The organism is Thalassolituus sp. LLYu03 (genome assembly GCF_050507655.1).
In the GTDB taxonomy this organism is placed as follows: domain Bacteria; phylum Pseudomonadota; class Gammaproteobacteria; order Pseudomonadales; family Oceanobacteraceae; genus Venatoribacter.
The window spans coordinates 1389286-1415302 of record NZ_CP191496.1 but is presented as its reverse complement, the minus strand read 5'-3'; the positions used below and the strand labels follow the sequence as shown (position 1 = coordinate 1415302).

Sequence of the window (26017 nt, the reverse complement as noted above, 5' to 3'; positions counted from 1 at the left end):
CCGACTGTACAACGACAAGGATAAAATTATGGGCATGTTAACCGGCAAACGAGCGCTGATTGTAGGCGTTGCCAGCAAGCACTCCATCGCATACGGCATCGCTGAAGCCTTTCACCGCGAAGGTGCTGAACTGGCATTTACCTATCAGGGCGAAAAGCTGAAAGAGCGCGTAGAAAAAATGGCCGCTGAATGGGGTTCCGACATTTGCCTGCCCTGCGACGTTACCTCCGACGACGAAATTGATGCCGTTTTCAGTGAACTGGAAAAGCGCTGGGGACACATGGACATTCTGATTCATTCCGTGGGCTATGCTCCTGCGCACGAACTGGATGGCGATTACCTGAGCGTCACTACCCGTGAAGGCTTCCGCATGGCACACGACATCAGCGCCTACAGTTTTGTGGCACTGGCCAAAGGCGCTAAGCCGCTGATGAAAGACCGTCAGGGTTCTATGCTGACGCTGACCTACCACGGTTCTCAGCAAACCCTGCCGAACTACAACGTCATGGGTCTGGCCAAAGCCTCTCTGGAAGCTTCTGTGCGCTATCTGGCCGGTTCCTGTGGTGGTGAAGGGATCCGTGTGAATTCGATCTCTGCAGGCCCTATCCGCACGCTGGCGGCCTCTGGCATCAAAAGCTTCCGCCGCATGCTGAAAAAGAACGCAGAACGCGCGCCTCTGGGCCGCAACATTACCATCGAGGAAGTCGGCAACACCGCCGCGTTCCTGTGCTCCGATCTGGCATCTGGTATTACTGCGCAGAATATTTACGTGGATGCGGGCTTTAACACGTGCGCCATGAGCATGGCAGAAATGGAAGATCCCGCCGAATAAACTCGGCCAGTACACCTGAACGCGCACAATAAAAAAGGGGGCTATGCCCCCTTTTTTTATTTCAGCGCTTAAACATCAAACGCCACTGCGTTTAACTTCTACTGCTGACTTAGCCCAGGACTGATAGCTCATCATGTCCTCACGGCTGTTCTGCGAGCGACCGCCTTCACGTGACTCATCAGAAACCGCCATGTCACTCCAGGCTTTTGCCTCAATCGATTTGACTTCGACGATGGTGAAGCCGCCTGGCGTCTTAACAACGTCCTTCTGGCCCACGGTCAGGCCAAACGCTTTCTGCTGAGCGGCACGCGGAGCTTCAGAACTCTGGCTGTAGGTTGCAGAGACATTTTTCCATGTGCTGACGGATTCTTCACCCGCAACAATTTTCTGAGCCAATGCACTGGCTTTTTCAGACGCCTGATCGCGCTTGATAGCAGCAACAACCTGTGGACGCACAACGTCAACCGGCAGCACAGAGGCTTCCAGGTGTTCGTTAATGCCCAGAACGACTGCTGAGTCGCCGGTCTCGATAACGTCACTCAGCTCCTTATCCAGCAATACCTTGTCGGAGAAGGCAGCCTGACGGACAGAATCGCTACCAGCCAGACCATCACCCTGATTGCGGGTAAACAGCGTGGTTTCTTTTACGTCCAATTTCAGTGCCGATGCGACGGTTTCCACAGAATCAGCGGAGAAGGAAATATTGGACAGCTCCTGTACCATTTCCGCAAACGCCGCTTCAGCCTTAGCTTTCTGAACTTCCGCAACCATCTGATCTTTAACGTCTGCCAGCGCTTTAACGGCCGGCGTCACAACGTCATCCAGCTTGATCAGGTGGTAACCGAACTCAGTTTTAACCGGCTGAGATACTTCGCCTTTTTTCAGGGCGTAGAGCGCGTCTTCGAACTCAGTCACGTAGGCGCCTTTCATCGCCAGACCCAGATCGCCACCGGCATTTTTGGTGCCGATATCGTCGGAGTATTCTTTCGCCAGAGCAGCGAAATCGCCACCGCTCTGCACGCGGGCGTACAGCTCGGCCGCAAGCGCCGACGCTTTGGCATCGTCGCGCTCGTCATTCACTTCGATCAGAATATGACTGGCATGGCGTTGTTCTTTCGCCAGCTCCGCAGAGCGGTAATCGTCGTATGCCTGCTGAATTTCTTCGTCTTCAACCACTTCTTTGGCCGCCAGATCCGCCTTGCTCAGCTGAACGTAACGGACACTGACCTGCTCTTCGGTGCGGTAACGGTCTTTATTTGCGTCGTAGTACGCTGAAACTTCCTCGTCAGTCGGATTCACCGTCGCTTCAAGATCTTTTGCGTTGACTTCGTAGAAGCTGAAAGTACGCAGTTCGTTGCTCAGCGCTTCAGATACCTGCACAGCAAACGGCGTCTCAACACTGCTCAGCACCAGAGCAGCACGAACCTGATTGGTTTTGATATCGTCCGCCAGCATGCTGCGGAACGTCAGCGGCGTCAGGCCGTTCATGCGCAGAACGGTCTGGAACTGTTCTTTATCGAAACGACCATCCTGCTGGAAAGCCGGAATAGAAATAATGTTCTGATCGATCTGCTGAGTGGAAGCATACAGACCCAGATCATTTGCCTGAACCAGTGCCACTTTCTGTTCGATCAGCTGTTCAATGGCAGATTCGCGGAGGAATTTTTCGTTAAACAGGTTTTCATCGTACTGATCACCGAACTGACGACGCAGATTCGACTTTTGTTGTTCAACCAGACGGGCGATGTCGTCTTCGGTAATGTCTTCACCACCGACACTGACCGCTGCCGGGGTGCCGCCACCCAGATTAACAATACTTTCCACGCCCCATAAAGCGAACACAAAGATAATAAAAAATACGATTACTTTTGCGATCATGCCCTGAGCATTATCGCGCATAGTCTGAAGCATGCTTCCTCCGATGATAATTGGCTTCGCCAATACAAAAAAAGCGCATCAGGGATGCGCTTTTATTACTGTCGGACCGGCTGATGTCTGAATTCTGATTCCTGACGGATGAAAGTCTGAAATCGGTTCGGTGTAACGTCCGGTCCGGATCCGCTATCAGTTAACAGCGTCTTTCAGTGCTTTACCGGCTTTGAAACCCGGAACCTTGGCAGCAGCGATTTCAATCGGTGCGCCGGTCTGTGGGTTACGGCCAGTACGTGCGGCACGCTCTTTTACCAGAAAGGTACCAAAGCCAACCAGAGAAACCTGGTCACCGCCTTTCAGAGCTTCGCCAACGGCTTCAATCATGGCATCCAGTGCACGGCCAGCGGCAGCTTTTGGAATGTCAGCAGATGCTGCGATTGCATCAATTAATTCAGATTTGTTCACACTTATCCCCTTACTCTGTGCGCAATTGTGAATTCTTGTTATGCGACTGGGCTATCGCTACAGGAAAATATCGAGCGTCGATTTATACCAAGCAGCCCCCAGACCGTCAAGCAACCTTAGTGGGTGCTTGGCCGGTCCTGCTCATCTTTTATTGATCCAGCTTCATCCTTCTTGACGATGTCACCCAGATGGGCCTCTGGTTTGCTTTCCAGAGCCAGGTCCAGCACTTCGTCAATCCAGTCAACCGGGACAACATGGAGATCCTGACGGATATTGTCCGGTACTTCTTTGAGGTCCTTCTCATTCTCTTTCGGAATGATGACCGTTTTGATGCCACCACGATGGGCAGCCAGTAATTTTTCTTTCAATCCACCGATGGCCAGCACTTTACCACGCAGGGTGATTTCACCCGTCATGGCGACCTCAGCACGAACCGGAATGCCGGTCATTACGGAAGCCAGCGCGGTAACCATGCCGATACCGGCACTTGGGCCATCCTTCGGCGTTGCACCTTCCGGTACGTGTACGTGCAGATCGTGTTTCTCGAAGTAATCCGCAGCAACCCCCATACCAACGGCACGGCTCCGCACCACGGTGAGCGCGGCCTGAATAGACTCCTGCATCACGTCGCCGAGTGAACCGGTTTTAATGATACGCCCCTTACCCGGCGTTGCGGCCGCTTCAAGAGTCAGCAGCTCGCCCCCTACGGATGTCCAGGCCAGACCAGTGACCTGACCAACCTGGTTGTCGACACCCGCCAGACCGTAGCGGAATTTGTGAACACCCAGATACTCTTCCAACGAATCATGGCTGATGGTGCGGGTCGTCAATGCTTTATCCAGCATATTGGCCTTCACCACACGACGGCACAGCTTGGCAATCTGACGCTCCAGTCCACGGACACCCGCCTCACGGGTGTAGTAGCGGATAATATCGCGCAGCTGCTCATCACTGATGTCGATTTCTTTTTCCTTCAGACCGTTTACCTTGATCTGTTTCGGCAGCAGATAACGACGGGCGATATTCACTTTTTCGTCTTCGGTGTAACCCGGGATACGGATCACTTCCATACGATCCAACAGCGGGCCCGGAATATCCATGCTGTTCGACGTACAGACGAACATCACATCAGACAGGTCGTAATCGACTTCCAGATAATGATCGGCAAACGTGCTGTTCTGTTCTGGGTCAAGCACCTCCAGCAGCGCGGATGCCGGATCACCGCGATGATCCATTCCCATTTTGTCGATTTCATCGAGCAGGAACAGTGGGTTTTTGACCGCAACCTTGGACATTTTCTGTACAAGTTTACCCGGCATAGATCCGATATAGGTACGGCGATGACCACGGATTTCCGCTTCATCGCGCACGCCACCCAGCGCCATGCGCACAAACTTGCGGTTGGTAGCGCGGGCGATGGATTTACCGAGCGAGGTTTTACCAACACCCGGTGGGCCAACCAGACACAGCACAGCGCCTTTCACTTTCTTAACGCGGTTCTGTACTGCCAGATATTCGAGAATACGTTCTTTGACTTCTTCAAGACCGAAGTGGTCAGCATCCAGAATTTCTTTTGCGTCGTTCAGGTCGTGATTAACACGGGTACGCTTTTTCCAGGGCAGATTGACCAGCCAGTCGAGATAGCCACGAACCACCGACGCCTCTGCTGACATTGGCGACATCATGCGCAATTTTTTAAGCTCAGCGTCGGCTTTTTCGCGCGCTTCTTTGCTCATACCAGACTGCTCGATGCGGGCAGTCAGTTCATCAAATTCATTACCGCCATCTTCCAGATCGCCGAGTTCTTTCTGAATGGCTTTCATTTGCTCATTCAGATAATACTCACGCTGGCTCTTCTCCATTTGTTTCTTAACGCGTCCGCGGATCCGCTTTTCTACTTTCAGGAGGTCAATCTCAGACTCCATCAGCTCCATCAGATGCTCAACACGCTCACGCGGATCAACCATCTCGAGAACAACCTGTTTCTCGTCGAGTTTCAGGGAAATATGAGCTGCAATGGTGTCTGCCAGACGAGACGCGTCTTCGATACCAGAAATGGTTGAAAGCACCTCGCTCGGTACTTTTTTAGACAGCTGAACGTACTGCTCAAAGTGGCCTGTCAATGAACGCACCAGCACTTCATTTTCACGTGCCGATAATTCATCAAAACCAACTGCTTCCACTTCTGCACGGAACAGTTCGTCTTCATCCAGCAACTGAGTCATCTGCGCCCGCAGATCGCCTTCGACCAGAACTTTAACCGTGCCGTCAGGCAGTTTGAGCAGTTGCAGAACATTGGCAATGGTGCCCACCGGGTGCATGTCGTCCGCGCCCGGTTCATCATCGGAAGCATCTTTTTGTGCGACCAGCATGATGCGCTTATCAGCAGCCATAGCCGCTTCCAAAGCGTGAATGGATTTTTCCCGTCCGACAAACAGCGGAATTACCATCGCTGGGAATACAACAACGTCCCGGAGCGGCAGTAATGGCAGAATTTCTTTAGTCATTAGGTCGATACCTGAAATCGCATCTTCGATGCCAATATGTCAGTAAGTATGGGCGGCATGCAAGGAATACAAGGGCGCAAAAAACAAAAGGGGGCAAGAGCCCCCTTTTGTCGGATTGGTCGGACAGATCAGTCGTTATCCGGGGATACTTTGCCTACATCAGCATTTTCATAAATGATGATCGGCTCAGATTCGCCACGGATTACGTTCTCATCAATCACCACCTTGGCAACATGATCTTCAGACGGAATGCGGTACATGGTCTGCAGCAGAGCGCCTTCCATAATGGAACGCAGACCACGTGCACCGGTTTTACGCTCCATGGCCAGACTGGCGACGGCGTCCAGGGCAATGTCGCGGAACTCCAGCTCAACGCCTTCCATTTCGAACAGCTTCTGATACTGACGCACCAGCGAGTTACGCGGCTCGGTCAGGATGCGGACCAGCGCGTCTTTATCCAGCTCATCCAGCGTCGCAACAACCGGCAGACGACCAATGAATTCCGGAATCAGACCGTATTTCACCAGATCGGATGGTTCGACTTCACGCAGAACCTCACCCACCGCTTTTTGCGACTCTTTACCTTTCACAGTGGCTGAGAAGCCAATACTGCTCTTTTCAGAACGGTCACGGATAATGTTATCCAGACCAGCAAACGCCCCACCACAAATGAACAGGATGTTGGAAGTATCGACCTGCAGGAACTCTTGCTGAGGATGCTTACGACCACCCTGCGGCGGCACGGAAGCCACGGTACCTTCGATCAGTTTCAGCAGCGCCTGCTGTACACCTTCACCGGATACGTCACGGGTAATCGATGGATTATCCGACTTACGGGAAATCTTATCGATTTCGTCGATGTAAACGATACCGCGCTGAGCTTTCTCAACGTCGTAGTCACACTTCTGCAGCAGCTTCTGGATGATGTTCTCAACATCCTCACCGACGTACCCGGCTTCGGTCAGCGTGGTTGCATCGGCAATGGTGAACGGTACGTTCAGCAAACGCGCGAGCGTTTCAGCCAGCAGGGTCTTACCGCTACCGGTCGGGCCAATGAGCAGAATATTGCTCTTGGACAACTCAACATCGGCTTTACCCTCGCCACAACGCAGACGCTTGTAATGGTTGTACACCGCCACAGACAATACGATCTTGGCCTTTTCCTGACCAATAACGTATTCATCCAGCGTTGAACGGATTTCTTTCGGGGTTGGCAGCTTGTCACCACTACCCTTGTTTTCGGCTTCCTGAACTTCTTCACGAATGATGTCGTTACACAGATCAACACACTCGTCACAGATAAACACCGATGGGCCGGCGATCAGCTTGCGCACTTCATGCTGACTCTTTCCGCAGAAAGAACAGTACAGAAGCTTACCGCCGTCTTCGCCTTTGCCTTTGGTATCGTCGGACATTCGACTGCCTCATTGTTGTCATGCTTTGGTCCATAACATGGACCCTAATGAATCGTTCTTCAACCCCTGAGCAGGGCAAATGCGGCGCCTTATGCGCCGCGGTTCACAAGAACCTTATCAATCAGGCCATACGCCAGCGCGGCTTCCGGATCCATAAAGTTATCGCGCTCAGTATCTGCCGTCACGCGCTCAATGCTCTGACCGGTATGATGCGCCAGAATCTTATTCAGGCGCTCTTTGGTGTCCTGAATGTTCTTGGCGTGAATCTGAATATCGGTAGCCTGCCCCTGAGCACCGCCACTTGGCTGGTGAATCATGATGCGGGAGTTCGGCACACTGAAACGCTTACCCGGCGCACCGGCAGCCAGCAGGAATGCACCCATGCTGCATGCCTGACCAATTACCATTGTACTCACATCCGGTTTGATGAACTGCATGGTGTCATAGATAGACAGGCCAGCAGATACGGAACCGCCCGGAGAGTTGATGTAAAGGTGGATATCTTTATCCGGATTTTCCGATTCCAGAAACAGCAGCTGCGCCACCACCAGATTGGCCATGTGATCTTCAACAGGGCCTACCAGAAAAATTACCCGCTCTTTCAGCAGACGGGAATAGATGTCGTAAGCACGCTCACCTCGAGCGGACTGCTCGACCACCATAGGCACCAGACCGCTGGCCTGGATGATTTCTGAATGTTCTTTCATGGAGTCAAACATTGGACTCTGTACTCCCTCACAGGATTGAGCTTAATTACAAAAACAGCCGCAAGTGCGGCTGTTTCTGAGTTTAGCCATTGATCGGCCGGATGTCAGTCCTGAAAGTCAGATCAGGCAGGCTTATTTGCTGCGCGAATCATGTCTTCATAGGTTGACTCAGACTGACTGACTTTAGCGGCGGCCAGAACTTTCTCAACAACCTGCTCTTCCAGAGCCAGAGCTTCCATCTGAGACTTCTGCTGCGGGTTAGAGGCATAGTAGTTGCGGACTTCTTCCGGATCCTGATAGGTGGAAGCAATCTCTTCAATCAGCTGCTCAACTTTTTCAGCCGAAGGCGTCAATTCGTTGGTTTCGATCACGGCATTCATCAGCAGACCGATTACAACACGCTTTTCAGCCTGAGACTGGAACAGTTCAGCCGGCAGACGGCTTGGATCCAGCTGCTGAGCACCACCGAACTGCTGTACAGCCTGACGACGCAGACGGTCGATTTCCTGATCAACCAGAGACTGAGGAACCGCGATTTCGTTGGTAGCGATCAGACCATCAACGACTTGCTGCTTGGTCACGGTACGAATGGCACGGGCCAGTTCGCGCTCCATATTCTTGCGCACTTCAGAACGGAAAGATTCCAGGTCAGTCGCTTCGACACCGAAAGACTGGAAGAATTCTTCGTTCAGTTCTGGAAGAGCTGCTTTCTTAACCGCCTTCACAGTCACTTTGAACTGAGCTGGCTTACCTTTCAGCTCTTCTTTGTGGTAATCGGCCGGGAACGCAACGTCCAGAGTCTTCTCTTCGCCGGCTTTCGCGCCAACCAGACCCGCTTCGAAACCCGGGATCATAGAGTTAGAACCCAGAGTCAGGCTGTAGCCCTTGGCGGAACCGCCCTGGAATGCTTCACCATCAATGAAACCTTCAAAGTCGATAGAAACCTGATCGCCATCAGCGGCAGCGTCTGCAGACTCTTCCCACTGAGCGTTCTGCTTGCGCAGGGTGTCCAGCATGGTTTCCAGATCAGCATCGGTCACAGAAGCGGTTTTCTGCTCAACTTCAATCGCCGCGAAATCGGCCAGTTTGATTTCTGGGTAGACTTCGAAAGTCGCTTTGAATTCCAGATCCTTGCCTTCTTCATCAACAGTCGGCTCGAAGCTTGGCATACCGGCCAGCTTAACGCTCTCCTGCTGCACAGCCTGGAAGAAAGACTGTTGCATCTGCTGATAGATAGCTTCAAAACGAGCTTGTTTACCGAACATACGCTTGGCAACGGCTGCAGGCAGCGGCTTGCCTTTACGGAAGCCATTTACTTTCTGGCCTTTGGAAATGCGCTTCAGTTCATTGGTAACTTTCTGTTCCAGTTCTGCAGCAGGAACACCGATGGTCATAACGCGCTGAAGACCAGAAGTTGTCTCGATGGACACTTGCATAGATGCCTCACAAATTACATGTCAAAACAAGGTACGCGCACTCCGTGCGGCACCGGATATAAACAAAGTTGCGGATTATAGCGCAAGCAAAAGCCATAATTAAACCATTAAAAATGTGTTTAATTTCAAAGACTTAATCAAAGGGAAAGAAGAGGAAGTGGGGTGGCCGACGAGGATCGAACTCGCGACAACAGGAATCACAATCCTGGGCTCTACCGACTGAGCTACGGCCACCACAAAGAGAACTGCTGAGATTGCCAAATTGGCGCACCCGGCAGGGATCGAACCTGCAACCCTCGGCTTAGAAGGCCGATGCTCTATCCAATTGAGCTACGGGCGCATGTCCATTTAATACAGGTATTAAATGGTCGGGGTAGAGAGATTCGAACTCCCGACATCCTGGTCCCAAACCAGGCGCGCTACCAGACTGCGCTATACCCCGACGTTCACTTCAGGAGATGTTCCCCTCAAGTGCCGCGCATATTATAGATCGCCGTTCAGGTCGTCAACGACTTTTTGAAAAAAATTAATGAAAACAAACGCTTCCCGTCTTTTGGACACCTTCTGAGCAATGCCATTACGGCCTTTGTGTTTACTCCCCGCCCATGAGAAAATCGCGCGCCTCTACAACAGCTACAGGTTTACGGTTCCCATGAGCGCAAAACTGATCGACGGCAAGGCCACCGCCGAAGCGATCCGCGAATCCATAAAGAAGCAGGTACAGACTCGCCTTGAAAAAGGCCTGCGTGCCCCGGGCCTCGCGGTCGTCCTCGTGGGTAACGACCCCGCCTCTGAAGTCTACGTTTCTCATAAACGCAAAGACTGCGAACAGGTAGGCATCATCAGTAAAGCCTACGATCTGCCGGCCACGACCAGCCAGCTCGAACTGCTGAACCTGATTGACGACCTTAATAAAGATGCGACTGTCGATGGCATTCTTGTGCAACTGCCGTTGCCGGAAGGCCTGAAAGCCGACGAAATTCTCGAGCGCATCGACCCGACCAAAGACGTCGACGGCTTCCACCCGTTTAACGTTGGCCGTCTTGCACAGCGCATGCCGATGCTGCGTCCTTGCACACCTTATGGCATCGTTGATCTGCTGGAGCGCACCGGCGAAGAAATCCGCGGCAAACATGCCGTGATTGTTGGCGCTTCTAATATTGTTGGCCGACCTATGGGCCTCGAATTGCTGCTGAAAGGCTGCACCGTCACCACCTGCCACCGCTTTACCAAAGACACCGCCAGCCATGTACGTCTGGCTGACATCGTGGTTGTCGCCGTCGGTAAGCCTGGCATTGTTAAAGGTGAATGGATTAAAGAAGGCGCGATCGTTATCGATGTAGGCATCAATCGTATGGCCGACGGCAAACTGGTCGGCGACGTCGACTTCGAAGCCGCCGCTGCACGCGCTGCCTACATTACCCCGGTTCCGGGTGGCGTAGGTCCGATGACCCGTGCGAAATTGCTGGAAAACACCCTGTTCGCCTGTGAAAAACTGCACAACGGTTAATTCGCATAGCAGACAATAAAAAAGCGGGCATTGCCCGCTTTTTTATTGTCTGCTGATACAGTAGCAGGACTTGCGCCCTGCTCTGCTCCGCGCCAAAACCCGATTGCTGTTTTGGCGGTTTATTATTTTATCCAGCCGGCTGTTTTGACCAGCTTACTGTTTTGACCAGCTTACTGTTTTTGCCAGCCTACTGTTTTGACCAAGTAGTCCCTTCCGGACTGTCACGCAGCACAATGCCTTTTGCCAGCAACTCATCGCGCACCGCATCGGCGGTGGCAAAGTCTTTGGCTTTTTTCGCATTGGCACGCTTCACGATCATTTCTTCAATCCAGGCCGCATCATCACCGGCACCAGACTGCAGGAAAGACTGTGGATCAGACTGCAGACAACCCAGCACGCCCGCCAGATAACGCAGCTGACCGGCCAGTTCCGCCTGCTCTGCGCCAGTGGCTTTATTCACTTCACGCACCAGATCAAACAGAGCGGCAATGGCTTCCGGCGTATTGAAGTCGTCGTCCATCGCGGCATGGAAACGCTCAGAATATTCGTTGGCCAGATCCTTAACCTCGCCCACATCCACGCCGAGCAGCGCATTATAGAAACGCTCGAGCTTGGTCTGCGCTTCTTTCAGGCTGTCTTCGGAGTAGTTAATGGCGCTGCGGTACTGGCTGGACAGCAACAGGAAGCGCACCACTTCGGCCGGGTATTTGTCCAGAATTTCGCGAATGGTGAAAAAATTACCCAGAGATTTGGACATTTTCTCGCCATCAACGCGCACCGCGCCGGCGTGCATCCAGGTATTCACGTATTTCTTGCCCGTAGCCGCTTCCGACTGAGCAATTTCGTTTTCATGGTGCGGGAATTTCAGATCCGGACCACCGCCGTGAATATCGAACGTCTCACCCAGGCAGCAGGTGGACATAGCCGAACATTCAATGTGCCAGCCCGGACGACCAATGCCCCACGGCGAATCCCAGTGCGGTTCTTCCGGCTTGGCGGCTTTCCACAGCACGAAGTCGAGCGGATCTTGTTTCAGCTCACCCACTTCAACACGGGCACCGGCTTCCAGCTCATCCAGCACCTTGCCGGACAGCTTGCCGTAACCTTCGAACTTGCGCACCGAGTAGTACACATCGCCGTTGCTGGCCGGGTAGGCATAGCCTTTTTCGATCAGGGTTTCGACCAGACGGATAATGTCGCTGATGTGCGCCGTAGCTTTCGGCTCCGCATCCGGTGATTCGATACCCAGCAGTTCTGAGTCTTTGTGCATTTCCGCGATAAAGCGCTCAGTCAGGGCATCGAATGGCTCGCCATTTTCATTGGCACGCTTGATGATTTTGTCGTCGATGTCGGTGATGTTACGGATGTAATTCACCTCGTAACCGCGGTGGCGCAGGTAACGTGCAATCACATCAAACGCCACCATCACCCGGGCATGCCCCAGATGACAGAAGTCATACACCGTCATACCACAGACATACATACCCACTTTGCCGGGAACCAGCGGCACGAAGGTTTCTTTCTGTCGGGTCAGGGTGTTAAAAATCTGAATACTCATGGGTTCCTTAATCCTGTGTCAGGGATTTATCTTCACGCAGACCAATGGTCAGGTTGAAAACCGGCTTACCTGCGGCGTGATCGCGACGGTCCGCCACGTAATAACCTTCACGCTCAAACTGGAAATTAGACTCAGCAGCCACCTGCGCCAGCGCAGGCTCAACCCAGGCGGTAACAACGCTCAGCGAATCGGTATTCACGAAGTCCATAAAATCGCCGTCGGTTTTATCCGGAGTCTGGTGCGTGAACAGACGCTCATACAGGCGCAGCTCGGCTTCAACGGCATGAGAAGCGGACACCCAATGAACCACGCCTTTTGGCTTGATGTCGTCAGCCGGATCCGTACCCAGCGTGCCTTCAATCAGATTGGCCCGTACCAGAGTGACATTACCAGCGTCGTCTTTTTCGTAGCCGGTGGCTTCAATCACGTAAGAGTGACGCAGACGAATACGGTTGCCGGGGGTGAACTTCTTCTTGAACTTCTTGCTGTACTCTTCTTTGAAGTCAGCCTGATCAATGTAGAGCTCACGGGTGAACGGCATATCGCGACCGCCCAGATCCAGATCCGGATGGTATTCCGCGTTCAGTTGTTCCAGATGCCCTTCCGGCAGGTTCTCGATCACCACTTTCAGTGGATTCAGAACCGCCATGGCGCGTGGCGCATTTTTGTTCAGGTCATCACGCAGCGCGTGTTCCAGCATGGAGATTTCCACCATGCCATCGCTGCGGGTCACACCGATCATGTCACAGAAATTACGGATGGAATTCGGCGTAAAACCGCGACGACGCATACCAGAAATGGTTGGCATACGCGGATCATCCCAGCCAGACACCACATGATTGTCGACCAGCGACTTCAGCTTACGCTTGGAGGTGACGGTGTAGTCCAGATTCAGACGGCCAAATTCGTACTGTTTTGGCTGCGCCGGCACCGGCAGATTGGCAATAAACCATTCATACAGCGGCTTGTGGTCTTCAAATTCCAGCGTACACACCGAGTGCGTCACGCCTTCAAGGGCATCCGACTGCCCATGGGTAAAATCGTAGGTCGGGTAAATACACCACTTGTCACCGGTCTGATGGTGATGGGCCTTACGGATGCGGTACAGAATCGGGTCGCGCAGGTTCATGTTCGGCGAGGCCATATCGATGCGCGCACGCAACACACAGGCACCTTCATCAAACTTACCGGCACGCATACGCTCAAACAGCGCCAGGTTTTCTTCGACTGAACGGCTGCGGAACGGGCTGTCTTTGCCCGCTTCGGTCAGGGAGCCGCGATATTCACGCGCCTGCTCAGGACTCAGGTCACAAACGTACGCCTTGCCTTCTTTGATCAGGTGAATCGCCCAGGCGTGCAGCTGATCGAAGTAGCTGGAGGCGTAGCGCACATCGCCATCCCACTGAAAACCCAGCCAGCGTACGTCGTCCTGAATCGCGTCGATGTATTCCTGATTCTCTTTTTCCGGGTTGGTATCGTCGAACCGCAGATTACAGACACCGCCAAACTGTTCAGCAACGCCGAAGTTTAAGCAGATGGATTTGGCATGCCCCACGTGCAGATAGCCGTTTGGCTCTGGAGGGAAACGGGTAACTACACGGGTTACCTTGCCGTTGGCCAGATCTTCCTGAATGATTTTGGCAATAAAATTGTGACTGGTAGCGATTGAGTCTGTCATAACCGTCCGATTCTGTTGAACACCGTCAGTTCTGGCTGTGTCATGAGCCAGTGTTGAGGCAATGGTTCGCGGCACTGCAGGCGCGCGAAAAAGCGGCTATTATACGCATCCAATCCCGTTCCGGGATACTCGATTTCAAAGACTGAGGCCTTACATGATCCTGCTGAAAACCAACTTTGGTGACATCAAAATCGAACTGAACCACGAGAAAGCGCCGAAAACCGCTGCCAACTTCGAAAGCTATGTGAAGAAAGGCTTTTACGACGGCGTGATCTTCCACCGCGTGATCGACGGTTTCATGATTCAGGGCGGCGGTTTTGAGCCTGGCATGGGCCAGAAGAAAGAAACCGAAGACCCGATCGAGAACGAAGCCGATAACGGCCTGCAGAACAAAGTCGGCACCCTCGCAATGGCCCGCACCATGGATCCGCACTCTGCGAGCGCCCAGTTCTTCATCAACGTATCCGACAACAGCTTCCTGAACCACACCAGCAAAACAACTCAAGGCTGGGGTTACGCTGTATTCGGTGAAGTGGTTGAAGGCATGGACGTGGTAAACCGCATCAAGGGTGTTCGCACCACCACCCGCATGGGCCATCAGGACGTGCCGGTTGAAGATGTGATTATCGAAAAAGCGGAAATCATTGCCTGATGAGCATCTGCTTCATCTCCGACCTGCATCTTGAGCCTGGCCGCCCGGCCATGGCTCAGGGCTTTTTGCAATTCCTGCAGAACCTCCAGGACACCGACGAGCTGTACATTCTCGGCGACTTCTTTGAAGTGTGGATGGGTGACGACTTTGAGCATCCGTTTGTGGATGCCATCCGTTCCGCCCTGAAAGCCCTGAGCGAGCGCGGCACCCAGCTGTTTATCATGCACGGCAACCGCGACTTTCTGCTCGGCCAGCGCTTCTGCGAACAGACCGGCGCCACCCTGCTGGAAGACCCGACAGTGGTGACGCTGGGTGAAGAGCCGGTGCTGCTGATGCATGGCGACAGCCTGTGCACTCAGGACGTCGAGTACATGAAAATCCGCGGCATGTTCAGAAGTGTGCAATGGCAGGAAGGCTTCCTCGCCAAATCATTGGAGGAACGCATCGCTTTCGCCCGTCAGGTGCGCAGCGAGAGTCAGAGCGGTCAGCAGATGAAAAGCGCCGAGATCATGGACGTTACGGCGGCAGAAGTGGTTCGCGTGATGGACGAAGCCGGTGTCAGCACCCTGATTCATGGCCATACCCACCGTCCGGCGGATCATCAGTGGTCTGAACATGGCAAAGACTACCGTCGTCTCGTTCTGGGCGACTGGTCAGACAGCAGCGGCTGGATGATACGGTACAGCGATGAAAATGGTCTGGAACTGAGTGAGTTTCCGCTCGGCGCCTGAACCACAGGCTCCGGTCGCCCGACCGGAGCCCGCTTTTCTGACGGCAACGCATGCCGCTATCCCCTGACCCCGGCACTGCCAACGACCTGAGCAACGCCAGCACTGGCCAATCTGCACTCGTTGAGTGAAACGGCTCAATCAGATCAGCCAAATCAGAATGGCTGCGGCTCCGGTTCAAGAACGACCGCAAAGCGCTCTGCGACATCGCGGATTACCGCATCTTTCAGCGCCGTCACATCGCCGTAACTGGCCTGACCATTGGTCACCAGCACCAGCGCCTGCTCAGTATGCATACCGGCATTACCCAACCACTTGCCTTTCCAGCCCGCCTGCTCAATCAGCCAGCCCGCGGCCAATTTAAACGAGCCATCGGCCTGGGGATAAACCGGCAATGCGGGGTAGCGCGCTTTCAGCGCCTGCCCCATGTGTGTGGGCACCACCGGATTCTTGAAAAAGGATCCGGCGTTCGGAATTTCGGCCGGAGACGGTAATTTGCTGCTGCGGATGGCGCAGACTTCGCGAATCAGAGCAGCCGGCGTGACGTCCGACGACTCCGCTTTCATATTGTCTGCCCACTGACGCAAAGGACCATACGAAAGCTCAGGCTGAAAGACCCGCTGCAGGCGGAAAACCACGCGCAAAATCACGAAATCCCGGCTTAGCTCACGCTTGAATACCGAATCGCGATAGCCAAATCCACATTCTCCGGCCGATAACACCCGCAACTGCCGCGTACTGAGCTGCAGGCCGACGACAGACTCCAGACATTGCGCCACTTCGACGCCATAGGCGCCGATGTTCTGAACGGGAGCCGCCCCGACCGAGCCGGGAATTAACGCCAGATTCTCCAGACCATGACCGCAGGCAATACTCTCGACCACCCAGTCATGCCAGACCTTGCCGGCATCGACTGCCACACGGACAACCGCATCGGTCTGACTGAGTACCTGCACTCTGGTCATGGCCGACTGAATCACCAGCGCATGGATATCTCCGGCGAGCAGCACATTGCTGCCACCACCCAGCACTTTAATGCCCAGACCGAGGCGCTCGGCGTCATCCAGCAGGGTCAGCAACTCGGAAACGGAAGCAAACGAAGCAAACGCATCCGCCACGCCCGGCAGGCGTAACGTGTTCAGTGAGCGGAGATCGGCATTATGAATCATGCGCGCTTAAGCCTGTCTTCGATATCGTCGAGCAATCCATCACAGGCATCTTCAATCAGATCCAGTACATGCTGAAAGCCGGTATCGCCACCGTAGTAAGGATCCGGCACTTCCCGGACATTAAAACGACGGCCAAAACGCTGCAGGAATAATTCGGGTTCAGGACCTTCACCCGGGTACAGGCGATTGAGGTTAAGGAGATTTTCTTCATCCATCGCCAGCACGTAATCGAAGTGGCGAAAATCATCCGCAACCGCCTGACGGGCACGCAGCGCTGACAAATCATAGCCGCGACCGGCTGCCGCTTGCTGAGAACGCGGATCCGGCGCCTTACCTGTGTGCCACGCCGCTGTACCGGCGGAATCCACCTCAACGCGGGACTGCAGACGCCGCTCGCGGATTTTGCTCAGCAACACACCATGCGCCGTGGGTGAGCGGCAGATGTTGCCGAGGCAAACAAACAGAACGCGGATCATAGCGGCTTATTCGGCCGCCGCTGCTTTCTGGGCTTTTTCCAGTTTCTCTTCTTCGCTCATGCGGCGGGCTTCGCCTTCCAGCATGACCGGCACACCATCGCGCAGAGGAAAAGCCAGTCCGTCAAAGGTGCAGAGCAGTTCCTGAGCGTCTTTATCTAGTTTGAGTTTGCCTTTGCACAGCGGGCATACCAGCATGCTGAGGAGTTGTTTATCCATAAGAATTACCTTTTCAAAAACGTTTCAGAGACAGCAGCAGCTCATCAATTCGCGCCGCTGCCTGTGCTGCCGGCTGCGCATCAACGGCCAGATACCACCAGTCCGGTTGTGCGAATGAACGGCATTTTACCCAATCTTTTTCGGTCATGACGACCATGCCCGCGGATGCCTGCGGAAAATCAAAATCCTGCTCAGCAAAGGCATGATGATCAGGAAAGGCGTGAGCAACGACCCGTGCACCCAGCTCAGTCAGCGTATCGTAAAAGCGTTGCGGGTTTCCGATGCCCGATACCGCATGCACTGTGGTGTTGTTGAGTGTGGCAAGATCACAGACCTCACCGGTTTTTGCATTCACCAGCGCCGTCGCACTGACACGGAAATCACGACCATTGGCCAGCACCAGATCGACACTGTCGATACGACTTACCGGCTCACGCAGAGGTCCGGCCGGCAGCAGCCAGCCGTTACCAAAACCGCGGGACGCATCCACCACCACAATTTCCCGCTGGCGCGCCATGGCGTAATGCTGCAGACCGTCATCACTGAAAATCAGATCGGCTTTCCCCGCCAGCTCAGCAACCGCACGGGCCCGCTGAGGATCCACCGCCACAGGGCAATTCAGGCGGCTGGCCAATAATTTAGGCTCATCGCCACACGCACTGACCGGCGTTTCATCGTTGACCAGCAAGGGATACTGGCCGTTACCGCCATAACCACGACTGACAATGGCCGGGTTAAAACCCAGCGCGCGTGCACGGGCAACCAGATACGTGATCAATGGGGTTTTGCCGGTGCCGCCGACCGTAATATTTCCGACGACAACAACCGGAATGGCAGAAGCCGCCGGTGGGTTTCTGAGAAAGCGGCGGCGTTTTAGCGTCACGACCAGCCAGACCAGAGGCACCAGCGGCAGCAGCCAGGCGTTACCCAGCACACGGCCATACCAGTTTTTCTCAATCTGCCGGGCGAGCCCCATGAGCCGCCTACTCGCTGAACTGAATCTGGTGCAGCTGAGCGTACATGCCCTTCTGCTCAATCAGGCTGGCGTGTGAACCGTCTTCCGCCACATTTCCCTGATCAATCAACACGATCCGGTCGGCCCCTTCAATGGTGCTCAGGCGGTGCGCAATAACGAAGGTGGTCCGGCCTTTCATCACTTCTTCCATCGCCGCCTGAATATGACGCTCTGATTCGGTATCCAACGCGGAGGTGGCTTCATCCAGAATCAGGATCGGCGCGTTTTTCAGAATCGCCCGGGCAATCGCAATGCGCTGACGCTGACCGCCTGAGAGAAGAACACCATCCTCGCCCACCTGAGTGTCATAGCCCTGCGGCAGACGGCGGATAAATTCATCCGCGTGCGCCGCTCTGGCCGCCGCCAGTACCTCGTCGTCCGAACAACCGGCCAGCGCACCATAGGCAATGTTGTCGCGGATAGAACCGTTAAACAGCGTGACCTGCTGGCTGACAATGGCAATCTGACTGCGCAGACTGGCCAGCGTCAGATCGCGGATATCGTCACCGTCCAGCAGAATACGGCCACCGGTCGCTTCGTAAAAACGCGGAATCAGATTCACCAGCGTGGTCTTGCCGGAACCGGAGCGGCCAACAAAAGCCACTGACGTGCCCGGAGTGACATCCAGAGAAATGCCTTTCAACGCTTCACTTTCGGCGCCGGCATAGCGGAAGCGGACGTTATCAAACGTCACATGACCACTGGCGCGGGCCAGCTCTTTTTTGCCGTTGTCGGGTTCCTGATCGGCATCGAGCACTGAGAAAATCGACTCCGCCGCCGTCATTCCCTTCTGAATAACACCGTTAATGTCGGTCAATGAACGCAGTGGCTTGGCAATCAGCGAAGCCGCCGTCATAAACTGCAGGAATTCAGCACTGGTCATGGCTCCGGCGGCCACGCGCCCGAACATCAGATACACCATCACACCAAGACCCAGAGCAATAATCTGCTGGTTCAGCGGTACGTTAATGGCGTCTGTCAGACCGAATTTCAGTGACTGCTTGCGGTTGTATTCCGAGGCTGCGGCGAAGCGTTTCTGTTCGTATTCGGTGGCGCCGAAGGTACGGACTTCACGATATCCGTTAATGCTTTCATTGGTCACCTGAGTGACTTCGCCCATGGCTTTCTGAATACGCCGGCTGTAACGACGGAAAAAGCGGCTGGCAAAACCAACCACCACACCAATAATCGGCACTAACACCAGAAAAATAAGCGTCAGGCTGGGGTCCAGGTAAATCAGATACGCCATCAGACCGACGATGGTCATGCCTTCCTGCACAACCGTTGTCAGCGCGCGCGTTGAGGCACCGGTTACCTGATCAACGTCGAAAATAACGCGGGAAATAAGACGACCGCTGGATTCAGAATCGTAATAGTGACTCGGTAAACGGGTCATTTTATTAAACAGTTCGGTGCGCAGGCTGTGCACCACGTTGCGCCCCACCACAGCAATAAAAAATTTGCCCAAAAAAGTACCGATACCGCGGTAAAAGAAAATCCCGACCAGCATCAGCACCAGAACGGTGATTTTTTCCTGTGTTGGATTCTTAAGGGTATCTTCAACAACACCCATCAGATGAGACATGGCTGGCGCCGCTGTCGCAAAGACAACGAAGCCAAAAATGGCCATAAGAAAAGCCCCTTTATGGGGCCACACATAGGTCAGCAGACGTCCGTAAAGACGTCTGATGGAAGTTTCAGGGTTCATGACTTATTCGCTTTTTCCCGGCTGACGCGTGGTGATGCTGAGATTTACCAATCCCAGCTGCCCTGCCGCATCCATGGCCCGAACAACAGCTTCATGCGGTGTTTTGGCATCCGCAGTAATAACCACAGGCGCGGTCTGACGACCGGCCAGCGCTTTTTGCAAACCGCGCTTTAAGGTGTCCAGCTGGTGATTAATCAGAATCTGATCATTCACGCTGTACTCACCGCGGGCAGAAATCAGAATTTCGATGGCCTGCGGCGGATTCTCTGACGGTTCTGCACTCGCTTCCGGCAGGTCAATGCTGAGGTGATTTTCCTTGGTAAAGGTGGTCGACACCATAAAGAAAATCAACAGCAGAAAGACAATGTCGATCAGCGGTGTCAGGTTGACCGAAACCTCTTCGCGGCTCTGTCGTTTGAAATTCACTTAGTCAGCCTCTGCAGAATCCGCGACTTCACGATCACCTTGCAGAACATCCACCAGTTTGATGGCTTCCTGTTCCATATACACCACAATTTCATCCACCCGGCGTTGCAGTGAACGGTGCGCAATCAGCGCCGGAATACCAACGATCAGACCGGCTGCGGTGGTGATCAGGGCTTCTGAAATACCACCCGCCAACGCATTCGCCTGGCCGGTGCCCTGGGTCATGATTTCAGAGAACACCTGAATCATGCCGAATACGGTGCCCAGCAGCCCCATCAGAGGTGCTACGGCCGCGACCGTACCCAGTGCATTGAGGTAGCGTTCCATGTCATGGATTTCGTGGGAGGCAACTTCTTCGATGCTTTCTTTCATGATCTGGCGACCATGACGGGAATTGATCAGACCCGCGGCCAGCACTCGTCCCAGTGGACTGGTAGCACGCAGTTCTTTAATGCGGGAAGCGTCCAGCTGATTGTTTTTCATCCAGCCCCAGACACGGGCCAGCAGATCGCGTGGCGCAATCTGATCCGGACGCAGGGTCCAGAAACGTTCAAACGTAATGCCCACTGCCAGTACAGAACAAATGATGATGGGCACCATCATCCAACCACCGCTCTGGATGATTTCCAGCATTGTCAGCTTCTCCTGCTGTAAAATTTTCGCCGTACTCTAGCACAAGGCCCGTTGGCAAGATAAGACCCGATTCCGCCCGGTTTGCTGACACGGCGCACAGTTTTATTCCGCGCGCCACACAGGTTGCCATTGCTGACGCTCGCGCGTCGTTGCTTCGCCGGGCGTCAGCATGAGGGCACCGGAGGTTGCGGTATTCAGCCAGCGGATACCCAGCGCATCGAGACGCCCGGTCACCTCCCCATGCGGATGACCGAAACGGTTGTGATAACCCGAGCTGATCCAGACTTCAGACGGCCTGACAGCGTTGAGAAACAGCGCTGAGCCCGACGAACGGCTGCCGTGATGCGGCATTACCAGCACATCTGACATCAGCTCAGCGCCATAGTGCCGGACGTACCACTGCTCGGCATCGGCGCCTATATCTCCGGTCAGCAGGAAACGCCGGCCGAACCAGAGAACCTGCACCAGACAGGACGCATTATTGTCGGTGGCCCTGACCGCCACATCCGGAAAAATCGGAAACACACGAAAGCTCAGATGCTCACTGACAGGCTGCCATTCGCCCGATTGTTCCGGACAAAGTTCCTGACTGATGCCGGAAAGGCTCAGATCAGTCAGTGCCTGACCGACCAGAATGCGCGGCGTGGCCACGTGCTGTTGATGCAACAGGCTCAGCATGGGCGCCAGACCGCCGGCGTGGTCGTTATCCGAGTGACTGACAACCACCAGATCCGGCTGCGCAACGCCAAGCTGGCGCAACACTGGCAGAACAATGCCGGTGCCGGCATCGAAAGCGTCCGAAAAGCGTGGTCCGGTGTCGTACACCAGAGCATGACCACTATCGGTAAATAGCAGCGCCTGCCCCTGCCCCACATCCAGCATGCGGGCCTCGGCCTTTGCCTGAGGCCGCGCGCTAAAGGCCGCCGCCAGCATCAGGCTCATTACCAGCCAGAACAAGAGACGTGGTACACCGAACCACAACAGCAGTAAAAGTCCGTACCACAGCAGCAACAGGCTCGCTGACAAAGGCACGACTGCGGGCAACGGAGCATCCGCTATGTGCCCAAGCCCCTGCCAGAACAGATTCCCGGACGCCGACAGCAATGCCTGCAACTCGACAAGCGGCAAAGCCGCGACCAGCAAGGTCAATGGCAACAAAAATAAAGTGACAAAGGGAATGGCCAGGATATTCGCCAGCAGGTGCGACACCCCTGCGCCCTGCCCCCACCACAGCAACACCGGCAACATGGCCATGAATACCATCAACTGCGGAGCCAGCCAGACACTCAGCGGCGAACGGGCCCGGCCACTGAAGGCGGCAATCAAAGCGGCCGCCGCCACAAACGAATAACTGAAGCCCGGGCGGGTCCAGATGAGGGGGTTAACCAAGAGCACGGCCAGAAGCGCGACGCACAGCGTGGTCAGCGTATCTGGTCGCCAGCGCCCGGACGATAACCCCAGCCAGACCGCAAGCATCAGCCATGCCCTCTGCAGCGACACGCCGGCACCGGCAAGCCAGACGTACAATCCGGTCAGCAGGAGCATGATCCCGATCGACACCCACTGCACGCCCCGGATGCCATGACCACGCAGCGCCAGCAAGGATCGAAAAAACCGCGCCAGCCAATAAGCCATCAGGCCGATCAACCCAACATGCAGGCCACTGACGACCAGCAAATGCAAAGTGCCGGTGCGGGCAGCTAGGCGCCACTGATCCGTACTGAAGGCGTCCTGCTGACCGAACACCAGACCAGCAACCCAAGACCGGCTGTCGGGTGTTAATGGCTGAGTGGCCGCAGCCAGAATACTGTCCCGCCGAAAATCCCCTGAATCATCCAGTACCGTGCTGCCTCTGACGTACCCCGTCGCGTCGATGCCTTCCGACAGAAGAAATGCCTCGTAATCAAAGGGCAAGCCATTGGCAAAACTGCGCGGCGCCCTGAGCTTTGCCTGCACAGACATCCGCATTCCCGGAGTGAGTGACGGAGCATCGCGCCAGTTCAGCTGCACCCGTCGCATGCCTGCAAGAGGCTCAGAGGATTCGATATCCAGCAGAACCCGCACGCCCGATCCGGTGGCGCGCAGCGAACGGATTAGCCCCTTCAGCTGCCAGCTGCTGCCATCCAGAGCGGACGGCAGACGGTGAGATAACTGCCAGTGTGTCCAGCCAGCACCCCAGACCTCACCCAACAGAAAGAACAACAGAAGCAGCCAGGCGCGGGGGAACACATGAACGTCTCTGACCCTCGCCAGCCGTCTGACAAGCAACGCGAGCAACCCGACAGCCGCCGTCAGCAACAGGGTTTCGTGAATATGAAACAGACTACCCGCGACTACACCAGCCGCTGCGGATATAAACCCAAGACGCATTGCCACTCCCTGGCAGAATCGGCATAATCCGCCGGCGGTAAACAGCTGGCGATGTGCATGCCTAAAAAGTTTTTACAAAAGTTTTTCCCATCGCCGGAGCAGGTTAAAAACAACCCGTCCCTGCGTCTGCTGTCCCCACTGTTTGCTAAACCCAATCTGTGGCACGTGAATCGCCGCTCCGTGGCCCGTGCCTTTCTGGTCGGCATGTTCTGCGCTTTCCTGCCGCTGCCATTCCAGATGGGTATCGCAGCCTTTATTGCGTTTTACGCCAATGCCAACGTGCCCATTTCGGTCGGACTGGTGTGGATTACCAACCCGTTCACCATGCCGCCTATCTTCTATGCAACCTACCGCCTCGGCACCTGGATGCTCAATACGCCAACCAGCCAATTTAATATCGAATTGTCGGTCGACTGGGTACTGAACGAGCTGGGCAATATCTGGGAGCCGCTGTTTGTTGGCTCGCTCACCGCCGGGGTAGTTTTTGGGCTTATTTCCTACGTAGGGATTCAGATCGCGTGGCGCCGCCATGTGTACAACAACTGGCGCAAGCGTCAGCTGAGTCGCCTGAAACGCGCCGCTGACAGCGAAGAAAGCGGCGTCTGACAGAAGGCCACTGCCTGTCAGAACGCATAAAAAAACCGGGTTTCCCCGGTTTTTTTATGCGTTGCGCTTATACCTCGTGCAACGCCTGATCCCGCAGATGCAGCCGCCGTCCCATGCGCGCGGCCAGCGCCTGATCGTGGGTCACCATAATAAACGCCGTCTCAGAGCCTTCGGTTAAGGTCAGCATGGCATTTTCAACCTGACGGGCGGTGGATTCATCGAGGTTTCCGGTCGGCTCATCCATTAATACCAAAGCCGGCTTATTGGCCAAGGCGCGGGCAATCGCCGTGCGCTGGCGCTCACCACCGGACAACTCCGACGGTTTGTGATCCACCCGGTGTTCGAGCCCCAGCAGCGCCAGACATTCCCGCGCGCGTACAGCGGCTTCTTTGTGATTCTTACCGGCCAGTATCAGCGGCATCATCACGTTCTCAAGCGCAGAAAACTCGGGCAGCAGGTGATGAAACTGATACACAAAACCCACCTGCTGATTACGCAGACGCGTGCGCGCCGCCTCGGACAGGGTCGACAGATCCTGCCCGGCAATGATCACCTTGCCCTCATCCATGGTATCCAGACCGCCAAGCACATTCAGCAGCGTGGTTTTGCCGGACCCCGAAGCGCCGATAATGGCCAGTGTTTCGCCCTTACGGATTTCCACATCCACACCCGACCAGACCGTCACTTGCTGCGGTCCGGAGGTGTAACTTTTACTCAGCCCACAGGCTTTCAGAACGGTATTACTCATAACGCAGGGCCTCCGCAGGCTGCACGCGGGAAGCACGCCAGGATGGGTATAGTGTGGCCAGAAAACTCAGCACCAGCGAAGCCGTTGTGACCAGTGCAACGTCCTCTCCCAGCAATTGCGATGGCAGGTAGGAAATAAAGTACACATCGGCACTCAGAATTTTGAAGCCGAACAGATGCTCAAGCCAGGCAACGAGATCGGAAATGGTCAGCGCGCCAATGACGCCAAGCACAGTGCCAAGCACCACACCCACCAGACCAATCGCCAGCCCCTGCACCATGAAGATGCGCATAATGGTACCCGGGCTTGCGCCCATGGTACGCAGAATCGCGATATCCGCCTGCTTGTCGGTCACCACCATCACCAGCGTGGAAATAATGTTGAACGCCGCGACCGCAACAATAATCAGCAGCAGCAGGCCAATCATGGTTTTCTCCATGCGGATGGCCTGAAACAAATTGCCGTGTGTGCGGGTCCAGTCGCTGCCGCTGTAATAGCCGTCGAGCTGATTGATGATGCGCCAGATACCGGACGGCGCATCGAACAGGTTGTTGAACTTCACCCGCAGAGCCTGAGCCTGCGCGTCCAGTCGCCCGAGTTTGCGCGCATCTTCCAGATTCACCACCGCCAGATTGGCATCAAGCTCAGCACCAACAGAGAAAATACCCGCCACGGTCAGACGTTTGATGCGCGGCAGAACACCGGCGGGCGATAACGTGGCTTCGGGCAGCATGAGCGTAATTTTATCGCCCACATCCACTCCCAGATGCTGGGCCAGCAGATCGCCCAGCAGAACGCCGAAGCTGCCATCCGTCAGCGCGCTGACATCACCTTCTTTCATATGCTGCGGCAAAATCGAGACTCGCTGCTCGGCCTCCGGATCAATACCGGTCACCATCACGCCCTGCACACGACCGCCATAGCCCATCATGCCTTGCAAACGCGTCAGCGGCGCCGTCGCCTCGACCCCCGGCATCTGCTCTACCTCAGCGGCGAGTGACTGCCAGTCATTAATGCCGCCGCGTTCGTAGATCACACCGTGAGGTACCATCCCCAGAATGCGCTCACGCAGTTCGCGGTCGAAGCCGTTCATCACCGACAGCACGAGAATCAGTACCGCAACCCCAAGGGTCATACCGATCATCGACGAAGCGGAAATAAAGGAAATAAAATTGTTGCGCCGTTTGGCTGCGAGGTAACGCAGACCAATCCAAAGCGGCAGCGGGTATCCGGTGGTTTTCATGACATCCTTAACAGCAGGTCCTGTGCCGGCGCTAGTGTGCCCGACAT

24 protein-coding genes and 3 tRNA genes are annotated in these 26017 nt (G+C 54.9%); 6 read left to right on the top strand and 21 right to left on the bottom strand.

Annotated elements, in window-relative coordinates:
* Positions 1-28: 28 nt before the first annotated feature.
* On the top strand, positions 29-832 hold the full coding sequence (locus ACQUQU_RS06430; protein ID WP_430462417.1) for an enoyl-ACP reductase FabI: 804 nt from the start codon (positions 29-31) through the stop codon (positions 830-832).
* A 75-nt stretch (positions 833-907) separates the two neighbouring features.
* Here ACQUQU_RS06430 and ACQUQU_RS06425 read toward each other — a convergent pair whose 3' ends face one another.
* From ACQUQU_RS06425 to ACQUQU_RS06385, 9 genes are all read right to left on the bottom strand, one after another.
* On the bottom strand, positions 908-2743 hold the full coding sequence (locus ACQUQU_RS06425) for a SurA N-terminal domain-containing protein (RefSeq protein ID WP_430462416.1): 1836 nt from the start codon (positions 2741-2743) through the stop codon (positions 908-910).
* Positions 2744-2896: 153 nt separating this feature from the next.
* The gene (locus ACQUQU_RS06420) at positions 2897-3169 is read right to left on the bottom strand and encodes an HU family DNA-binding protein (RefSeq protein ID WP_430462415.1); all 273 of its coding nucleotides are present in this window, start codon (positions 3167-3169) and stop codon (positions 2897-2899) included.
* 116 nt (positions 3170-3285) lie between these two features.
* Positions 3286-5676: an endopeptidase La gene (gene lon, locus ACQUQU_RS06415; RefSeq protein ID WP_430462414.1), complete on the bottom strand. Its 2391-nt coding sequence runs from the start codon at positions 5674-5676 to the stop codon at positions 3286-3288.
* A gap of 128 nt (positions 5677-5804) precedes the next feature.
* Positions 5805-7091, bottom strand: coding sequence for an ATP-dependent Clp protease ATP-binding subunit ClpX (clpX, locus tag ACQUQU_RS06410; RefSeq protein ID WP_430462413.1), 1287 nt, complete (start codon positions 7089-7091; stop codon positions 5805-5807).
* A gap of 89 nt (positions 7092-7180) precedes the next feature.
* A complete protein-coding gene (clpP, locus tag ACQUQU_RS06405) occupies positions 7181-7798 on the bottom strand; it encodes an ATP-dependent Clp endopeptidase proteolytic subunit ClpP (RefSeq protein WP_430462412.1) in 618 nt (205 codons plus the stop codon).
* A gap of 122 nt (positions 7799-7920) precedes the next feature.
* Positions 7921-9234: a trigger factor gene (tig, locus tag ACQUQU_RS06400; RefSeq protein ID WP_430462411.1), complete on the bottom strand. Its 1314-nt coding sequence runs from the start codon at positions 9232-9234 to the stop codon at positions 7921-7923.
* 158 nt (positions 9235-9392) lie between these two features.
* Positions 9393-9468 (bottom strand) — tRNA-His (locus ACQUQU_RS06395).
* Between the two features lie 29 nt (positions 9469-9497).
* Positions 9498-9574 (bottom strand) — tRNA-Arg (locus tag ACQUQU_RS06390).
* Between the two features lie 25 nt (positions 9575-9599).
* Positions 9600-9676: transfer RNA gene (locus ACQUQU_RS06385), tRNA-Pro, on the bottom strand.
* Positions 9677-9886: 210 nt separating this feature from the next.
* On the opposite strand from ACQUQU_RS06385, the gene folD reads away from it, so the two are divergent.
* Positions 9887-10744, top strand: a complete 858-nt coding sequence (folD, locus tag ACQUQU_RS06380) for a bifunctional methylenetetrahydrofolate dehydrogenase/methenyltetrahydrofolate cyclohydrolase FolD (RefSeq protein WP_430462410.1) — start codon at positions 9887-9889, stop codon at positions 10742-10744.
* Between the two features lie 187 nt (positions 10745-10931).
* Here folD and cysS read toward each other — a convergent pair whose 3' ends face one another.
* On the bottom strand, positions 10932-12296 hold the full coding sequence (gene cysS / locus ACQUQU_RS06375; protein WP_430463020.1) for a cysteine--tRNA ligase: 1365 nt from the start codon (positions 12294-12296) through the stop codon (positions 10932-10934).
* Between the two features lie 13 nt (positions 12297-12309).
* Positions 12310-13980: a glutamine--tRNA ligase/YqeY domain fusion protein gene (locus ACQUQU_RS06370; protein WP_430462409.1), complete on the bottom strand. Its 1671-nt coding sequence runs from the start codon at positions 13978-13980 to the stop codon at positions 12310-12312.
* A gap of 154 nt (positions 13981-14134) precedes the next feature.
* Here ACQUQU_RS06370 and ACQUQU_RS06365 point away from each other — a divergent pair, with 154 nt between their 5' ends.
* The gene (locus tag ACQUQU_RS06365; RefSeq protein WP_430462408.1) at positions 14135-14632 is read left to right on the top strand and encodes a peptidylprolyl isomerase; all 498 of its coding nucleotides are present in this window, start codon (positions 14135-14137) and stop codon (positions 14630-14632) included.
* Positions 14632-15363, top strand: a complete 732-nt coding sequence (locus tag ACQUQU_RS06360) for a UDP-2,3-diacylglucosamine diphosphatase (protein WP_430462407.1) — start codon at positions 14632-14634, stop codon at positions 15361-15363. Before ACQUQU_RS06365 ends, ACQUQU_RS06360 begins: the two co-directional genes overlap by 1 nt.
* A 152-nt stretch (positions 15364-15515) precedes the next feature.
* On the opposite strand, the gene murB is transcribed toward ACQUQU_RS06360, so the two are convergent.
* The 8 genes from murB to ACQUQU_RS06320 form a co-directional block, all read right to left on the bottom strand.
* On the bottom strand, positions 15516-16529 hold the full coding sequence (gene murB / locus ACQUQU_RS06355; RefSeq protein ID WP_430462406.1) for a UDP-N-acetylmuramate dehydrogenase: 1014 nt from the start codon (positions 16527-16529) through the stop codon (positions 15516-15518).
* The gene (locus ACQUQU_RS06350; protein WP_430462405.1) at positions 16526-17005 is read right to left on the bottom strand and encodes a low molecular weight protein-tyrosine-phosphatase; all 480 of its coding nucleotides are present in this window, start codon (positions 17003-17005) and stop codon (positions 16526-16528) included. The genes murB and ACQUQU_RS06350 overlap by 4 nt, the downstream gene beginning before the upstream one ends.
* A gap of 6 nt (positions 17006-17011) precedes the next feature.
* Positions 17012-17221, bottom strand: coding sequence for a Trm112 family protein (locus ACQUQU_RS06345; protein WP_430462404.1), 210 nt, complete (start codon positions 17219-17221; stop codon positions 17012-17014).
* 13 nt (positions 17222-17234) lie between these two features.
* Positions 17235-18197 (bottom strand): tetraacyldisaccharide 4'-kinase, encoded by a 963-nt coding sequence (gene lpxK, locus ACQUQU_RS06340; protein WP_430462403.1) that lies wholly within the window; start codon positions 18195-18197, stop codon positions 17235-17237.
* A 7-nt stretch (positions 18198-18204) separates the two neighbouring features.
* The gene (gene msbA, locus ACQUQU_RS06335; RefSeq protein ID WP_430462402.1) at positions 18205-19944 is read right to left on the bottom strand and encodes a lipid A export permease/ATP-binding protein MsbA; all 1740 of its coding nucleotides are present in this window, start codon (positions 19942-19944) and stop codon (positions 18205-18207) included.
* 3 nt (positions 19945-19947) lie between these two features.
* Positions 19948-20370: an ExbD/TolR family protein gene (locus tag ACQUQU_RS06330; protein WP_430462401.1), complete on the bottom strand. Its 423-nt coding sequence runs from the start codon at positions 20368-20370 to the stop codon at positions 19948-19950.
* On the bottom strand, positions 20371-21003 hold the full coding sequence (locus ACQUQU_RS06325; RefSeq protein ID WP_430462400.1) for a MotA/TolQ/ExbB proton channel family protein: 633 nt from the start codon (positions 21001-21003) through the stop codon (positions 20371-20373).
* 102 nt (positions 21004-21105) lie between these two features.
* Positions 21106-23271, bottom strand: coding sequence for a DNA internalization-related competence protein ComEC/Rec2 (locus tag ACQUQU_RS06320; protein ID WP_430463019.1), 2166 nt, complete (start codon positions 23269-23271; stop codon positions 21106-21108).
* On the opposite strand from ACQUQU_RS06320, the gene ACQUQU_RS06315 reads away from it, so the two are divergent.
* Positions 23233-23400 carry a hypothetical protein gene (locus tag ACQUQU_RS06315; protein WP_430463055.1) on the top strand — a complete coding sequence of 56 codons (168 nt, stop codon included), beginning with the start codon at positions 23233-23235 and terminating at the stop codon, positions 23398-23400. The genes ACQUQU_RS06320 and ACQUQU_RS06315 overlap by 39 nt on opposite strands.
* Before the next feature lie 30 nt (positions 23401-23430).
* A complete protein-coding gene (locus tag ACQUQU_RS06310; RefSeq protein ID WP_430462399.1) occupies positions 23431-23979 on the top strand; it encodes a DUF2062 domain-containing protein in 549 nt (182 codons plus the stop codon).
* Positions 23980-24046: 67 nt separating this feature from the next.
* On the opposite strand, the gene ACQUQU_RS06305 is transcribed toward ACQUQU_RS06310, so the two are convergent.
* Both ACQUQU_RS06305 and ACQUQU_RS06300 read right to left on the bottom strand, forming a co-directional pair.
* Positions 24047-24727, bottom strand: coding sequence for an ABC transporter ATP-binding protein (locus ACQUQU_RS06305; protein ID WP_430462398.1), 681 nt, complete (start codon positions 24725-24727; stop codon positions 24047-24049).
* On the bottom strand, positions 24720-25970 hold the full coding sequence (locus tag ACQUQU_RS06300; protein ID WP_430462397.1) for a lipoprotein-releasing ABC transporter permease subunit: 1251 nt from the start codon (positions 25968-25970) through the stop codon (positions 24720-24722). The genes ACQUQU_RS06305 and ACQUQU_RS06300 overlap by 8 nt, the downstream gene beginning before the upstream one ends.
* Positions 25971-26017: the final 47 nt, after the last annotated feature.

Bases quoted from the DNA above. Each gene is read 5' to 3' on its own strand.
- ACQUQU_RS06430 (WP_430462417.1), top strand. From the start codon at position 29: ATGGGCATGTTAACCGGCAAACGAGCGCTGATTGTAGGCGTTGCCAGC.
- ACQUQU_RS06425 (WP_430462416.1), bottom strand. From the start codon at position 2,743: ATGCTTCAGACTATGCGCGATAATGCTCAGGGCATGATCGCAAAAGTA.
- lon (WP_430462414.1), bottom strand. From the start codon at position 5,676: ATGACTAAAGAAATTCTGCCATTACTGCCGCTCCGGGACGTTGTTGTA.
- clpX (WP_430462413.1), bottom strand. From the start codon at position 7,091: ATGTCCGACGATACCAAAGGCAAAGGCGAAGACGGCGGTAAGCTTCTG.
- clpP (WP_430462412.1), bottom strand. From the start codon at position 7,798: ATGAAAGAACATTCAGAAATCATCCAGGCCAGCGGTCTGGTGCCTATG.
- tig (WP_430462411.1), bottom strand. From the start codon at position 9,234: ATGCAAGTGTCCATCGAGACAACTTCTGGTCTTCAGCGCGTTATGACC.
- folD (WP_430462410.1), top strand. From the start codon at position 9,887: ATGAGCGCAAAACTGATCGACGGCAAGGCCACCGCCGAAGCGATCCGC.
- ACQUQU_RS06370 (WP_430462409.1), bottom strand. From the start codon at position 13,980: ATGACAGACTCAATCGCTACCAGTCACAATTTTATTGCCAAAATCATT.
- ACQUQU_RS06365 (WP_430462408.1), top strand. From the start codon at position 14,135: ATGATCCTGCTGAAAACCAACTTTGGTGACATCAAAATCGAACTGAAC.
- ACQUQU_RS06360 (WP_430462407.1), top strand. From the start codon at position 14,632: ATGAGCATCTGCTTCATCTCCGACCTGCATCTTGAGCCTGGCCGCCCG.
- murB (WP_430462406.1), bottom strand. From the start codon at position 16,529: ATGATTCATAATGCCGATCTCCGCTCACTGAACACGTTACGCCTGCCG.
- ACQUQU_RS06350 (WP_430462405.1), bottom strand. From the start codon at position 17,005: ATGATCCGCGTTCTGTTTGTTTGCCTCGGCAACATCTGCCGCTCACCC.
- ACQUQU_RS06345 (WP_430462404.1), bottom strand. From the start codon at position 17,221: ATGGATAAACAACTCCTCAGCATGCTGGTATGCCCGCTGTGCAAAGGC.
- lpxK (WP_430462403.1), bottom strand. From the start codon at position 18,197: ATGGGGCTCGCCCGGCAGATTGAGAAAAACTGGTATGGCCGTGTGCTG.
- msbA (WP_430462402.1), bottom strand. From the start codon at position 19,944: ATGAACCCTGAAACTTCCATCAGACGTCTTTACGGACGTCTGCTGACC.
- ACQUQU_RS06325 (WP_430462400.1), bottom strand. From the start codon at position 21,003: ATGCTGGAAATCATCCAGAGCGGTGGTTGGATGATGGTGCCCATCATC.
- ACQUQU_RS06315 (WP_430463055.1), top strand. From the start codon at position 23,233: ATGAACGTCTCTGACCCTCGCCAGCCGTCTGACAAGCAACGCGAGCAA.
- ACQUQU_RS06310 (WP_430462399.1), top strand. From the start codon at position 23,431: ATGCCTAAAAAGTTTTTACAAAAGTTTTTCCCATCGCCGGAGCAGGTT.
- ACQUQU_RS06305 (WP_430462398.1), bottom strand. From the start codon at position 24,727: ATGAGTAATACCGTTCTGAAAGCCTGTGGGCTGAGTAAAAGTTACACC.
- ACQUQU_RS06300 (WP_430462397.1), bottom strand. From the start codon at position 25,970: ATGAAAACCACCGGATACCCGCTGCCGCTTTGGATTGGTCTGCGTTAC.